This window comes from Pantoea eucalypti, assembly GCF_009646115.1.
Lineage (GTDB): Bacteria > Pseudomonadota > Gammaproteobacteria > Enterobacterales > Enterobacteriaceae > Pantoea > Pantoea eucalypti.
Genome location: NZ_CP045720.1, coordinates 2,850,050 through 2,864,312, shown reverse-complemented (window position 1 = coordinate 2,864,312; position 14,263 = coordinate 2,850,050). Strand labels below are relative to the sequence as shown.

Genomic DNA, 14,263 nt, shown 5'->3' with positions numbered 1-14,263 from the left:
TATTAATTTTCGATAAAGTCAGCTGCATCCCCGCTATGCCAGGCTACGCTTTTAAAGCAGATAATTTATCGCTGCACGCCTTGCCAGCAACACTCTCAGCGGCAGGAGAGCAGCCTGCACCCTCAGGCGCATGACGCCTTGTAAGTCATCACGCACTCACGAAACACAAAAACAACACGCGAAAATGCGATAAGGAAAAGGCCATGGTCAGAGTTCGGGGTTGGATGGGCGTCAGCGCGTTGCTGCTTAGCATGGGGATGGCACACGCGGCCGATCCTGTGCGGGTCGGCTCAAAAATTGATACCGAAGGATCGCTGCTGGGCAATGTGATTCTTCAGGTGCTGGAAAAGCATGGGGTAAAAACTGTCAATAAAATCCAGCTCGGCACGACCCAGGTCGTCCGTGGCGCCATTACGGCGGGCGAACTCGACATCTACCCGGAATACACCGGCAACGGCGCATTCTTCTTTAACGATGAAAAAGACAGTGCCTGGAAAAATGCCGGCGCAGGCTACGAAAAGGTGAAGAAACTGGATGCGGAGAAAAACCATCTGGTGTGGCTGACACCGGCTCCGGCCAACAACACCTGGACCATCGCCGTGCGTAAGGACCTGGCGGAGAAGAACCAGCTTACCTCGCTGGCCGATCTCAGCGCTTTCCTGAAAAAAGGAGGCACCTTCAAACTGGCGGCCTCAGCCGAATTTATCGAACGCAGCGATGCCTTACCGGCCTTTGAAAAAGCTTATGGCTTCGACCTTAAGCAGGATCAGCTGTTGTCTCTGGCGGGTGGCGATACCGCTGTCACCATCAGCGCGGCAGCACAGCAGACGTCGGGCGTGAACGCGGCGATGGCCTATGGCACCGACGGTCCGGTGGCGGCACTGGGCCTGCAGACGCTCAGCGATCCTAAAGGCGTACAGCCGATCTATGCGCCGACGCCGGTGATCCGCGAATCGGTGCTGAAAGCCTACCCACAGATTGCCGACTGGCTGAAGCCGGTCTTCAGCGCGCTTGATGAGAAGACGCTGCAACAGCTCAATGCGAAAATCGCGGTCGACGGTCAGGATGCGAGCAGTGTAGCGACTGAGTGGCTGCAGCAGAAAAAGCTGCTGTAACCGATGCTGATAGCGCGGGACGCGATACGCCGCCCGGCTCAGCAGCCGGTAGCATTGTTGCTGCTGACGCTGTTGAGTCTGGCGCTGGTGACCTTGCCGTTTCTTAACTTCGCTCCTAACCGGCTGGTGGCGGGTGAACCGCTGATGAGCTGGCAGGTCAGCAGCGCCGGGCTGTTACTGCTGCCGCTGATGATGCTGTGGTTGCTGCTGTGGCGTCAGCCTGGGCGTACTACGCTGATACTGGCCCTGCTGGCGGCAGAGCTGCTGCTGGCCGCCATGCTCTGGCTCAGCGGTCATCAGGCGACACTACTCAGTCAGCAGGGCAGCCGTCTGGCACGAACCAGCTTTGCCAGTGGCTTATGGTGCAGCGGTGCAATCATTCTGCTGCTGATTACCGATCAGGTGCGTCAACTCACTTCCCATCGGCTGGCTCAGCTGCTGCTCAATCTGCAGGTCTGGCTGTTGCCACTGTTGCTGCTGTTCAGCGGCCAGCTCAGCGATCTCTCCCTGCTGAAAGAGTATGCCAACCGTCACGCGGTGTTTGATGCGGCACTGAGCCGTCATCTCACTCTGCTGGTGGGTACAGTACTGCCAGCCTTAATGTTTGCACTGCCGCTGGGCGTCACGCTTTTCCGGCGGCCTGACTGGCAAGGCAGTGTGTTTGGCGTCCTTAATGTTATTCAGACAGTGCCGTCAGTGGCGCTGTTTGGTCTGCTGATTGCGCCACTGGCCGGGCTGGCGCAGCATTTTCCGTGGCTCAGTGACTGGGGCATTAGCGGCATCGGCATGGCTCCAGCCTTGATCGCGCTGGTGCTCTACGCCCTGTTGCCGCTGGTGCGCAGCGTGGTGGTGGGCTTGCAACAGGTGCCGCAGGAGGTGCGCGAAAGCGCGCGCGGCACGGGCATGAGTGGCTGGCAGCAGTTTGTCGCGGTGGATGTACCGCTGGCGCTACCGGTCTGGCTGGCGGGCCTGCGGGTCGTCGTGGTACAGACGCTGGGCATGGCGGTGGTGGCGGCATTAATTGGCGCGGGCGGCTTTGGCGCGATTATTTTCCAGGGGCTGTTAAGCAGCGCGCTTGATTTGGTATTGCTCGGGGTGATCCCGGTGATTGCGCTGGCGGTCGTCATCGATGCGCTGTTTCGCCTGCTGATCTCACTGCTGGAGAGAGAAGATGATTGAGTTTGATAGCGTTTCCCGCGCGTTTAACGGCAAGGCGGCGGTGAAAGATCTGTCGCTGCAGGTGGCAAAAGGGGAGTTCTGTGTACTGCTCGGCACTTCCGGCTCCGGCAAATCGACCACCCTGAAGATGATTAACCGGCTGGTGGAGTATGACAGTGGTGAAATCCGCTTTGCCGGTGAGTCGATTCGCCAGCTCGATGCCCGCTCGCTCAGGCAACGCATGGGCTATGCCATTCAGTCGATAGGGCTGTTTCCACACTGGACGGTGCGAAAGAATATTGCCACGGTGCCGGTGCTGCTGGGCTGGTCCAGAGCAAAGATCAACGAACGCATCACGACGCTGCTGGCGCTGCTCAATCTCGACGAGCACCTGCTGAATCGTTATCCGCATCAGCTCTCAGGCGGTCAGCAGCAACGTGTCGGCGTGGCGCGTGCGCTGGCGGCTGATCCGGAGGTCCTGCTGATGGATGAGCCGTTTGGTGCGCTCGATCCGGTGACGCGCGGCGTGCTGCAACAGGAGGTGCTGCGTATTCATCGCCTGTCGGGGCGAACCATCGTGCTGGTGACGCATGATATCGACGAAGCACTGACGCTGGCGGACCGCATCGTGCTAATGGATAACGGTGAGATTGTTCAGCAGGGCAGGCCGGTTGAGTTGCTGACCCAGCCGAAAAATGATTTTGTGCGCGACTTCTTTGGCCGCAGCGAAATGGGCGTACGGCTCTTGTCGCTGGAGCAGGTGGGTAATGCCGTGCGACGCGGCGAGTGGCTGGCGGGTGAACCGATTGCTGCAGGGCTGACGCTGCGCGACGCCCTGTCGCAGTTTATTGCCCGGGGCACAGACAGACTCCCGGTCATTGACGATCAGGAGCAGCCGCTGGGCGTGCTTTACTTTGGCGACCTTCTGCGACAGCGCGAGGCATTAACATGCGCAGGCTAAGGGATCCGCTGTTGTGGCTGGTACTGCTCTATGGCGCGCTGCTGACGCTCATGCCTTTGAGTGGGCCGCTGTTCCATCTCTGGTTTCCGGAGCTGGCCCGGCCACTCTATCAACAGGAGAGTTTCTGGCAGTTGACGCTGGCGCATCTGTTTCTGGTGATCACCGCCAGCCTGCTGGCGATCGTCATCGGCATTGGCAGTGGCGTGCTGGTAACCCGGCGGGCAGGGCGTGCGTTCCGGCCGCTGATAGAAACTATCGTGGCAGCGGGCCAGACTATTCCGCCGGTAGCCGTGCTGGCCATTGCGGTGCCGGTGATGGGCTTTGGTGCCTGGCCTGCCGTGGTGGCACTGCTGCTCTACGGTTTACTGCCGATTTTACAGGGAACCCTGGCGGGCATTGATAGCGTACCGTCCAGCAGCCGGGAGATCGCTATTGGCGTAGGCATGAGCAACTGGCAGCGGCTGTGGCAGATTGAGCTGGCGCTGGCTGCGCCGGTGATCATTGCCGGGATACGCACCTCGGTGATCATCAACATCGGTACCGCGGCCATCGCCTCAACGGTCGGGGCAAAGAGTCTCGGGTCGCCAGTGATTATCGGCCTAAGCGGCTTTAATACCGCCTACGTGATTCAGGGAGCGCTACTGGTGGCGCTGCTGGCGATAGTGAGCGACCGCCTCTTTGAGCGCCTGCAACGTCGGCTTAGCGTGAGTGAACGATGAGAGAGTATCCCACCAGCATGAGACCGCTGGTGCCGCCAACCGCCATAATAAAAAACAGCGTGGCGAAAAAGGCTTTTTTGACATTCATGACGGAAACCTGAACTTGTTAACAGTGAGGCGGGGATAATAGCGCGCGCAAGGCAGCAGGCAAAGCGCCCGGCGTGCGTTTTTTGTTATCAGCCGGGTTCATGTAACCGCACGGCATAGCCCTGTTCCTGCCAGTGTGACAGCTGTTCCTGCTGGCGACGGGTTAATTTTTTACCGGTAAATACAAACATATTCATGCCAGGAAAAAGTTCAGGACGCGGGACATCAAGCGGTTCAGCCAGCACATCAATCCGCCAGCCATGCTGTGAAAGACGCCAGCCTTCCAGCCAGATACGGGTACGATCGTCGGTACCCCAGCCAATGATCAGCGCATCTTTTCCCGATTTTTTGCGGCTGCCGGTCAGACAGAAAGCGACATAGTCGATCAGCAAACCATCCAGCAGGCTGCACATGGTTCGGGCAGTATTCTGGTCCAGACTCAGTTTCTGGCGTACAGGCATGAAAACGTGATCAATTAGCGCATCAATCGGATGTTCGCGACCAATCGCAGCAATTTTGTTACGCAGTTTAGCGGGTCTGACATGACGTAATACGCTGATTAGCTCATCCTGCAGTGTGGTCCAGCCATCGTGTGCATCAACATCGCCACCTTCCAGCAATGCCTTTACTTTACCGACCGGCACGCCGCTTTCAATCCAGCGCATGATCTCTTCAATACGCTGCACATCCTCTTCATCAAACTGACGATGTCCGCCTTCGGTACGTTGCGGCTTCAGTAAGCCATAACGACGCTGCCAGGCGCGCAGGGTAACTGGGTTTATGCCACAGCGCTCGGCGACGTCACCGATACTGTATAAGGTCATAAATTCCTCTTTCGATTGGTCTGAGTGTAATTACCATAACGAAGCAAACTAAGTTGTACAATACATTTCTCAATGTACAACTTGACTGATACGGCCCTTTTCAGCTATATCTCATTTGAGAGAATATTTCCCATGAGTGAGAAAAGTAATGTCTGAGCTGAATACTGAGCAACGACTGGCTGTGAGGCTGTCAGAGTTACGCCTGCAACGCGGCTGGTCGCTGGATGAACTTGCAGTGGCCACGGGCATCAGTCGTGCGACATTATCGCGCATTGAGCGAGGCGAGACCAGCCCTACTGCTGCACTGCTTAACCGTCTGTGTGTCGCCTACGGATTAACGATGTCACGCCTGCTGAGTGAGGTGGAGGAGGAGTCCAGTTTGCTGGTCACCAGCCAGCATCAGCCGGTGTGGCAGGATGAGGCCAGCGGATTTATTCGCCGCAATATATCCCCTCCTGCACTTCATTTCAGATGCGAACTGGTTGAGGGCAGGTTACGGCCTGGGGCGCGTATCGATTACGATTCACCACCCATCCAGGGACTGGAGCAGCATATCTGGCTGCGTGAGGGCGGTCTCACCGTCACGATGGGATCTCAGGCGTGGACGTTGCAGCCAGGTGACTGTTTACGTTTTCATCTGACAGGAAAATCGGCTTTTGAGGCGCACCTGACCGACGGCGCGCGCTATCTACTGGTGGTGGCGAAACCATGATTGAGTACGTAACCCTCAGCGCCACCCAGGCGCAACAGAATCTGGCCGAACTGACCCATGTTTTACAGGGCTGTGTGGCAGATGGGGCCAGCGTCGGGTTTATTGATGCTGAAGACAGTGAGGTGATGACGCGATTCTGGCAGCAGCGAATCATCAGCATCACAGGCGGCGACAGCGAGTTAATCGTGGCGCGTCAACAGGGTCGCATTGTGGCGACGGTGATGATCAATAGCAGCGGCATGCCAAACGGCCGCCACCGGGCGGAGATCAGCAAACTGCTGGTGCATCCGCAGGCACGCCGACAGGGCATCGCCCGTGAACTGATGCAGCGCGCCGAGCAGCGGGCGCGCGAGCGCGTCAAAACCCTGCTGGTGCTGGATACGCGCAGCGGCGATGTCGCCAGCGATCTCTATCGCTCGCTGGGCTGGCAGGTAGCGGGATCGATCCCGTTTTATGCGGAATCCACCGCAGGCGTGCTGGACGCCACCACCGTAATGTACAAAGTGCTGGCGTAAATCACCGCCGCCGGGCACGCACTGAAATTTACGACAGCGCACGAAAAATTCGGCGTGAAAGCTGACGCCGCCGGGATACTGTGTAAAAATACAGGCCATATTTTCAGTGTGGTAACGCAAATCATGGCCCTGACAGCCGCAGTAAAAAGCCAGATAGCGCAATGGTATAAAGCGCTTCAGGAGCAGGTGCCTGATTTCATCCCGCGAGCGCCGCAGCGCCAGATGATTGCCGAAGTGGCAAAATGCCTGGCCGGTGACGATTCGCGCCATCTGGCGGTTGAAGCGCCGACCGGCGTGGGTAAAACTCTTTCTTATCTGATCCCAGGCATTGCGGCCAGCCGCGCCCAGGAAAAGCAACTGGTCATCAGCACCGCCAATGTGGCGTTGCAGGATCAGATCTTCACCAAAGATCTGCCGCTGTTGAAGAAAATCATCCCCGACCTCACCTTTACCGCTGCTTTTGGCCGCGGGCGCTATGTCTGTCCGCGCAATCTGGCGGCGATGGCAGCCGACGCCGATCAGCAGGGCGATCTGCTGCTCTATCTGGACGATGATGCGGTCAGCAGCACCAAAGAGGAACAGACGCAGTGTGGCCGCTTACAAAAATCTCTGGACCGCTATCAGTGGGATGGCCTGCGCGATCACAGCGAAGAGAACGTCAGCGACAGCCTGTGGCAGCGCCTTTCTACCGATAAAGCAAGCTGCCTGGGCGCGCACTGCCACTGGTATCGTGAATGCCCGTTCTTTGTGGCGCGACGCGAAATCGAGCAGGTGGATGTGGTGGTGGCGAATCATGCGCTGGTGATGGCGGCGATGGAGAATGAGTCGGTGCTGCCACCGGCTAAAAACCTGATGCTGGTGTTAGATGAAGGTCACCATTTGCCCGACGTAGCCCGCGATGCGCTGGAGATGAGCGCCGACATTACGCCGGGCTGGAGCAGCCTGCAACTTGACCTGTTTATCAAGCTGGTTGACAGCATCATGACGCAGATGCGGCCAAAATCGCCGCCGCCGCTGGCTAACCCTGAGCGGCTGAAAGCACACTGTGATGAGCTGCGCGAACTGCTGACCGTGACCGCGCAGGCGCTGAATCCGCTGCTGCCACCGCATAACCAGCCGGGCGAATTTCGCTTTGTGCTGGGTGCGCTTCCGCAGGAGCTGCTGGATCTCTGTGCCCGGCTGTTCAAACTCAGCGACGCGCTGCGCGGTTTGAGCGAAGGCCTGATCAATGCACTCAGTGAGCAGACTGGCAAGGTGGACGTGGTGCGATTGCATCGCAATCTGCTGCAGCTCAATCGTCAGTTTGGCTGGTTCGAGTCGGTGAGCAAATTGTGGCGGCTGGCGGCGATGGAAAAAGCGTCTGGCGCACCGGTATCGAAATGGATCACCCGCGAGCTGCGCGAAGGTCAGGCGCATCTGCTGTTTCACTGCGCCGGTATTCGCGTCAGCGATCAGCTGGAAAAGCTGCTGTGGCGCAAAATCCCACATGTGGTGGTCACCTCTGCCACACTGCGATCGCTCAACAGTTTCAACCGCCTGCAGGAGATGTCGGGACTCAGCGAAAAAGCAGGCGATCGTTTTGTGGCGCTGGACTCGCCGTTTAACCATGTAGAGCAGGGCAGGCTGGTGATCCCGCAGATGCGCTTCGAGCCGCTGATGACGCACGAAGCGGAGCACATTGCGGAGATGGCCGGTTTCTTCCGTCAGCAGATGGCGGAGAAAAAGCACAAAGGCGTGCTGGTGCTGTTTGCCAGCAACCGGGCCATGCAGCAGTTTGTCGCCTGTCTGCCTGACCTGCGGCTCTCGATGCTGGTGCAGGGCGAACAGCCGCGCAGCCGGCTGGTCGATTTGCATCGCCAGCGCGTCACCAAAGGGGAAACCAGTATTCTGATTGGCCTGCAGTCCTTTGCCGAAGGGCTTGATCTGAAGGGCGATCTGCTGAGTCAGGTGCATATTCACAAAATCGCTTTTCCCCCGGTGGACAGTCCGGTAATTTTGACCGAAGGCGAGTGGCTTAAAAGCCTGAAGCGTTATCCGTTTGAGGTGCAGAGCTTACCCAGCGCCTCATTCACCCTGATTCAACAGGTCGGGCGCCTGATTCGCAGCCATCAATGTTATGGCGAAATCGTTATTTACGACCGTCGTCTGCTGAGCAAATCCTACGGCAGTCGGTTATTAGCCGCGTTGCCGATCTTCCCGATTGCGCAGCCGGAAACGCCAGAGCCGGAAGCGATACCGGCCACCGTGGTGCCAAAAAACACGGTGCGAAAACGACGTCCCACGCGGCGCTAAGCCGCGCACTTAACCGGAAGCGAGTGATGGAACTGAATAAAATCATTAAAGAGATTGGTCGCGGTAAAAATCATGCCCGCGACATCGATTTTGATACCGCGGTGGCGCTGTATGGCGCAATGCTGGCGGGCGAGGTGCCGGACCTGGAACTGGGCGGCATCCTGATTGCGCTGCGTATCAAGGGCGAAGGCGAAGACGAGATGCGCGGCTTTTATCAGGCGATGCAGGCACAGATGATGCAGCTGCGAGCGCCAGAAAACCGGCCGATGCCGATCGTCATCCCCAGCTACAACGGCGCGCGCCGCCAGGGCAATCTGACGCCGTTGCTGGCGTTGCTGCTGGTGAAACTCGGCTTCCCGGTGGTGGTACATGGCGTCAGCGACGACGCGACGCGTATCACCAGTGAGGCGGTGTTTGCCGCACTGGGTGTAACACCTGTCACCACCGCAGAGTTGGCGCAGGCGAAACTCGACCAGGGCGAACTCGTTTTTATCACTATCGATCACCTCTGCCCGCCAATGGCGAAACAGCTCTCACTGCGCTGGCGGATGGGCGTCCGTAACAGCGCACATACGCTGGCAAAACTGGCAACCCCGTTTGCAGAGCGTGCGGCGCTGCGGCTGTCGAGCGTGTCGCATCCGGAGTATGTGCCGCGCGTGGCGAAATTCTTCAGTGACATTGATGCGCCAGCGATACTGCTCAATGGCACCGAAGGGGAAGTCTATGCGAATCCGCAGCGCTGCCCGGCGATCAGTATGATTCAGGGCGCAGGCGTGGAAGCGGAAGTGTGGGTCGAGCGTCAGCCTGAAGTGGCGGTTGAACTGCCGGCGGACAAGACGGCAGAGGTGACGGCGCGCTGGATTGATGAGGTGCTGAATCAGCAGCGCCCGGTGCCTGCGTCACTGCGATTGCAGCTCGCCTGCTGCCTGCGCGCCAGCGGCCAGTGCGACTCGCTGGCGGCGGCCGGGCAGCAGATTGCCGCTGCCGGATACTGAGTCAGGCGGCTGGCAGCGCCTGTTCAACCAGGTTCTGCCAGAAACGGATGCCAATCGGCAGCAGCGCGTCGTTGAAATCATAGCGAGCGTTATGTAGCGGCGCGGAGGGCGTCTCGCCATCCGCGCCCAGCCAGAAGTAAGCGCCGGGACAGGCTTCCATCATGCAGGCAAAATCTTCTGACGCCATCGACGGATTGACCTGCCAGTGAACCTGTTCTGCACCCAGCGTTGCCCGCGCCACGTCGCGCACCTGCTCTGCCGGGGCCGCATGGTTAGCCGTGACCGGATAGCCCGGCAGCCAGTTAATCTCGCCGCTGACGCCAAACGGACGTGGCAGAGTCGTCACAAACTCATCAATCAGTCCGCGTACTTTTTCGCGCACGCTGGTCTGCAGGCAGCGCACTGTGCCGCGCAGCATAATCTGTTCCGGAATCACGTTGATCGCTTCACCCCCGTGGATCTGCGTTACACTGACCACCGCAGAGGCAAGGGGCGAGAGCCGACGCGAGGGAATCGTCTGCAGCGCCAGAATCAGCTCGGCCGCTACCACCATCGGATCGGCGCCGCTTTCCGGCATCGCCGCATGGCAGCTTTTACCGTGCAGGGTAATTTCGAATGAATCCAGCGACGCCATCATTGCGCCAGGATTAACAGCCAGTGACCCCAGCGGCAGCCCCGGCCAGTTGTGCATCGCGTAGATCGCATCCATCGGAAAGCGCTGGAACAATCCCTCTTCCACCATTTTGCGCGCCCCGCCCAGATTCTCTTCGGCAGGCTGAAAGATGAAATGCACCGTGCCGCTAAACTGACGCGTGGCAGCCAGCTGTCGGGCGGCGGCCAGCAGGATAGCGCTGTGACCATCGTGGCCGCAGGCGTGCATGACGCCAGGCGTCGAAGATCGCCACTCAGCGTCGCCTTTCTCTGTAATCGGCAAAGCATCCATATCCGCACGCAGCCCGATAACCGGACCGGGACCGTTTTCCAGCGTACCGATGACTCCTGTTCCCGCCAGCCCACGAAACACCTGCAGCCCCGCCCGCGCTAATTCTTCAGCAATAAACTGGCTGGTTTGCTGTTCCTGGTAACCTAATTCGGGGTGGCGATGAAACTCACGGCGCCAGTGCAGGGCGTCTTCAAGCAGGGAAGGAGAAAGGGTCATGCAGCGTCGCGCTCCATACAGAATGAGAAGATTTCACTTTAGTGATTGGGTGGCGCGGCGTCTATCGCTGTCGGGACTAAATATGGCTATAGGCTAAATCAAAATGGAATAAGTAATAAGGAAGTGATTTCAGAGAGGGGTTTCACAATGGAAAAGTCAGAAAAACGGGGCAGGCCACAGCGCGCCCCGTTTAGTGAACGATATCAGACTATTTTTGCATTGGCAGGTTCAGGCCGTGCTCTGCAGCACAGCTCTGCGCCAGCTCATAACCTGCATCGGCGTGACGCATGACACCGGTGGCCGGGTCATTCCATAACACACGACCCAGACGCGCATCGGCCTCTTTGCTGCCATCGGCAACAATCACTACGCCAGAGTGCTGCGAGAAGCCCATGCCGACACCGCCGCCATGATGCAGGCTGACCCAGGTCGCGCCGCCCGCGGTATTCAGCAGCGCGTTAAGCAGCGGCCAGTCAGAGACCGCATCCGAGCCATCTTTCATCGCTTCGGTCTCGCGGTTTGGTGAGGCAACTGAACCGCAGTCGAGATGGTCGCGGCCAATGACCACCGGCGCTTTCAGCTCGCCGTTGCGCACCATTTCATTGAACGCCAGACCGGCAAGGTGTCGCTCGCCCAGTCCCAGCCAGCAGATACGTGCCGGCAGGCCCTGAAAAGCGATGCGCTCCTGCGCCATATCAAGCCAGCGATGCAGCGTTTTGTGGTGCGGGAACAGCTCCTTGAGTTTGGCATCGGTCTTGTAGATATCCTCCGGGTCGCCTGACAACGCCACCCAGCGGAACGGGCCTTTGCCTTCACAGAACAGCGGACGGATATAGGCCGGGACAAAGCCAGGGAAGTCGAAGGCGTTGCTGACACCCTCATCCAGCGCTACCTGACGGATGTTGTTGCCGTAATCCACGGTCGGAATACCCATATGACAGAAGTCGAGCATCGCCTGGACGTGAACCGCCATAGAGGCACGCGCGGCTTTCTCAACCGCTTTCGGCTGTGAAACGCGCGCCTGTTGCCAGCGCGCCAGATCCCAGCCAATCGGCAGATAACCATTTATTGGGTCATGTGCCGACGTCTGGTCGGTCACGATGTCCGGCTTCGGCCCGCCCGCCCGGGCGCGTTTCACCAGCTCTGGCAGGATTTCAGCGGCATTGCCCAGCAGCCCGACTGAAATCGCTTTTTTCGCAGCAGTGGCTTCGCTGATGATGGCCAGCGCTTCGTCCAGCGTGGTGGCTTTGTAGTCTACGTAGCGGGTACGCAGACGGAAATCGATGCGTGACTCCTGGCACTCAATCGCCAGTACGCAGGCACCGGCCAGCACACCCGCCAGCGGTTGCGCGCCGCCCATGCCGCCCAGCCCGGCGGTGAGAATCCAGCGTCCGCTGAGGTCGTTGTTATAGTGCTGACGTCCCGCTTCCACAAAGGTTTCATAGGTGCCCTGCACGATGCCCTGTGCACCGATATAGATCCAGGAACCGGCGGTCATCTGGCCGTACATCATCAGGCCCGCTTTATCCAGCTCGTGGAAGTGATCCCAGGTCGCCCAGTGTGGCACCAGATTAGAGTTCGCCAGCAGGACGCGCGGCGCATCCGCGTGGGTGCGGAAGATGCCGACCGGTTTGCCGCTCTGGATCAGCAGCGTCTCATCCGGTTGCAGCGCCCGCAGCGAACGCAGGATCTGCTCGAAGCATGCCCAGTTTCGCGCCGCTTTACCGATGCCGCCGTAAACCACCAGATCTTCCGGCCGCTCGGCCACATCGGGATCGAGGTTGTTCTGAATCATGCGGTAAGCCGCTTCAATCAGCCAGTTAGCGCAGTGCAGTGTGGTGCCATGTGGCGCACGAATTTCACGTGCCACAGCCTGAGAAAGAGTTTCGCTCATAAGAGATTCCTTAATTCAAGAAGTTGGGCGCATGCTCGGCAGCAGCGCGGTCAATGCCTGAGGCCAGTCAGCGCGACTTGCCCACTGACGCATGGCCTCGATATCGGGTGCCAGCAGGCGATCTTCCTCAAGGAAAGCGACCTGCTCGCGAATGGTGTCGATGGCCTGCTCAATCAGCACAGAGCTTTTCAGCGGCCGGTTAAATTCAATACCCTGCGCGGCGGCCATCGCTTCAATACCGACCACCGCGGCGCTGTTAAAGCACATGCTGCCGAGACGGCGGGCGGCATAGGTCGCCATTGAGACGTGATCCTCCTGGTTAGCGGAGGTCGGCAGACTGTCTACGCTGCCCGGATGGGCCAGCGATTTGTTCTCAGAGGCGAGCGCGGCGGCGGTGACCTGGGCGATCATAAAGCCAGAGTTCACGCCACCGTCACGCACCAGGAAAGGCGGCAGGCCAGATAAGCCGCTGTCCAGCAGCAGCGCCAGGCGCCGCTCGGAGATGGCGCCGACTTCAGCAATGGCCAGCGCCAGGATATCTGCGGCAAAGGCCACGGGTTCGGCGTGGAAGTTGCCGCCGGAGATCACATCGCCGCTGTCGCTGAACACCAGCGGGTTGTCCGAGGCTGCGTTTGCTTCGATTTCCAGAATCCGCGCCGCGTGGCTGAAATTGTCCAGGCAGGCACCCATCACCTGCGGCACGCAGCGGATGGAGTAGGGGTCCTGCACGCGGCCGCAATGGGTATGCGACTGCAGAATTTCACTGCCCTCTATCAGAGCGCTGACGGCGGCGGCGACCGCAATCTGGCCCTGCTGACCACGCGCTTTATGAATACGGGCGTCGAACGGTTTCAGCGAGCCTTTGATCGCCTCCAGCGAAAGCGCACCCGCCATCAGACCGGCAGCAAACAGATTTTCACCTTCAAACAGGCCACGCAGCGCCAGCGCAGTCGAAACCTGGGTGCCATTGAGCAGCGCCAGTCCTTCTTTTGGACCGAGCACAAACGGCGACAGGCCGACGCTTGCCAGTCCTTCTGTGGCCGGGATCAGCTTACCAGCGAGCCGTACCTGACCTTCACCCAGCAGCATCAGCGACATGTGCGCCAGCGGCGCCAAATCGCCAGAAGCCCCGACAGAGCCTTTTTCCGGGATGCAGGGCATCACACCCGCGTTAAACAGGGCAAGCAGCGCCTCAACGAGTTCGATTCGCACGCCAGAGTGACCGCGCGCCAGACTGATGATTTTGGTTGCGACCACCAGCCGGGTGACATTGTCGGGCAGCAGATCGCCCAGTCCGACGCTGTGTGACAACACCAGATTACGCTGCAGATCCGCCAGCCGGCTGGCCGGAATTTGGGTCTGCGCCAGTTTGCCGAAGCCGGTATTAATGCCATACACCACGTTACCGGAGGCGACAATGGCATCTACGGTTTGCTGCGCCGCTGCAATCGCCTGACGCGCACGCTCATCGAGACTTAATGTGACATTACCCTGATAGATAGCGCGTAATGTGGCGAGGTCCACCTCGCCTGGCACCAGGCGCAATGCCTGAAACGAACCTGACATAGCCTACTCCTGTCGATACAAGTGTGCTGGTGTGGCGAAGCTGCTTCCCTTGCCCTGAACCAGCGGGATAATTCGAGTGAAACATAAGCATTAAATCTTGTCTATGCTTGTCTATACAATCAAGCAAAGGAAGCAAAGGACGTGCCAGGCCGATCACAAAAATCGAATCTCCATGTGCTGCGGGTCGGGTGTTTAGCATTTGGGAGAAGCTGCACCATCAGGATGCGGAGGCTGCACCATCGGAGCATCGCGTGCTCTGCTGGATG

The 14,263-nt window shown here is 58.9% G+C and carries 12 protein-coding genes; 8 read left to right on the top strand and 4 right to left on the bottom strand.

What is annotated here, in order from left to right; genetic code table 11:
- Window positions 1-203: 203 nt before the first annotated feature.
- Genes osmF through EE896_RS13375 form a run of 4 tightly spaced genes read left to right on the top strand, consistent with a single transcriptional unit; the run spans window position 204 to window position 3,953 of the window.
- Window positions 204-1,115: a glycine betaine ABC transporter substrate-binding protein OsmF gene (gene osmF, locus EE896_RS13390; RefSeq protein ID WP_003851785.1), complete on the top strand. Its 912-nt coding sequence runs from the start codon at window positions 204-206 to the stop codon at window positions 1,113-1,115.
- A 3-nt stretch (window positions 1,116-1,118) separates the two neighbouring features.
- Window positions 1,119-2,294, top strand: coding sequence for an ABC transporter permease (locus EE896_RS13385; RefSeq protein WP_140915827.1), 1,176 nt, complete (start codon window positions 1,119-1,121; stop codon window positions 2,292-2,294).
- On the top strand, window positions 2,287-3,234 hold the full coding sequence (locus EE896_RS13380) for an ABC transporter ATP-binding protein (protein WP_140915828.1): 948 nt from the start codon (window positions 2,287-2,289) through the stop codon (window positions 3,232-3,234). The genes EE896_RS13385 and EE896_RS13380 overlap by 8 nt, the downstream gene beginning before the upstream one ends.
- The gene (locus EE896_RS13375; RefSeq protein WP_003851780.1) at window positions 3,222-3,953 is read left to right on the top strand and encodes an ABC transporter permease; all 732 of its coding nucleotides are present in this window, start codon (window positions 3,222-3,224) and stop codon (window positions 3,951-3,953) included. The genes EE896_RS13380 and EE896_RS13375 overlap by 13 nt, the downstream gene beginning before the upstream one ends.
- Window positions 3,954-4,129: 176 nt before the next feature.
- On the opposite strand, the gene EE896_RS13370 is transcribed toward EE896_RS13375, so the two are convergent.
- Entirely contained in the window at window positions 4,130-4,864 is a 735-nt protein-coding gene (locus EE896_RS13370; RefSeq protein WP_003851779.1) for a MerR family transcriptional regulator, read from the bottom strand.
- Between the two features lie 148 nt (window positions 4,865-5,012).
- On the opposite strand from EE896_RS13370, the gene EE896_RS13365 reads away from it, so the two are divergent.
- The 4 genes from EE896_RS13365 to ybiB all read left to right on the top strand — a co-directional run bounded on the left by EE896_RS13365 (window position 5,013) and on the right by ybiB (window position 9,378).
- Complete coding sequence (locus EE896_RS13365) at window positions 5,013-5,576, top strand: XRE family transcriptional regulator (protein WP_003851776.1); 564 nt, start codon at window positions 5,013-5,015, stop codon at window positions 5,574-5,576.
- Window positions 5,573-6,091 carry a GNAT family N-acetyltransferase gene (locus EE896_RS13360; RefSeq protein ID WP_003851775.1) on the top strand — a complete coding sequence of 173 codons (519 nt, stop codon included), beginning with the start codon at window positions 5,573-5,575 and terminating at the stop codon, window positions 6,089-6,091. The genes EE896_RS13365 and EE896_RS13360 overlap by 4 nt, the downstream gene beginning before the upstream one ends.
- Before the next feature lie 123 nt (window positions 6,092-6,214).
- Window positions 6,215-8,383, top strand: coding sequence for an ATP-dependent DNA helicase DinG (dinG, locus tag EE896_RS13355; protein WP_140915829.1), 2,169 nt, complete (start codon window positions 6,215-6,217; stop codon window positions 8,381-8,383).
- Between the two features lie 26 nt (window positions 8,384-8,409).
- Complete coding sequence (gene ybiB / locus EE896_RS13350) at window positions 8,410-9,378, top strand: DNA-binding protein YbiB (RefSeq protein ID WP_003851770.1); 969 nt, start codon at window positions 8,410-8,412, stop codon at window positions 9,376-9,378.
- Window position 9,379: 1 nt separating this feature from the next.
- Here ybiB and EE896_RS13345 read toward each other — a convergent pair whose 3' ends face one another.
- From EE896_RS13345 to hutH, 3 genes are all read right to left on the bottom strand, one after another.
- The gene (locus EE896_RS13345) at window positions 9,380-10,537 is read right to left on the bottom strand and encodes a M20 aminoacylase family protein (protein ID WP_140915830.1); all 1,158 of its coding nucleotides are present in this window, start codon (window positions 10,535-10,537) and stop codon (window positions 9,380-9,382) included.
- 208 nt (window positions 10,538-10,745) lie between these two features.
- Window positions 10,746-12,431, bottom strand: coding sequence for a urocanate hydratase (gene hutU / locus EE896_RS13340; protein ID WP_003851765.1), 1,686 nt, complete (start codon window positions 12,429-12,431; stop codon window positions 10,746-10,748).
- A 15-nt stretch (window positions 12,432-12,446) separates the two neighbouring features.
- Complete coding sequence (gene hutH / locus EE896_RS13335) at window positions 12,447-13,997, bottom strand: histidine ammonia-lyase (protein ID WP_039659252.1); 1,551 nt, start codon at window positions 13,995-13,997, stop codon at window positions 12,447-12,449.
- Window positions 13,998-14,263: the final 266 nt, after the last annotated feature.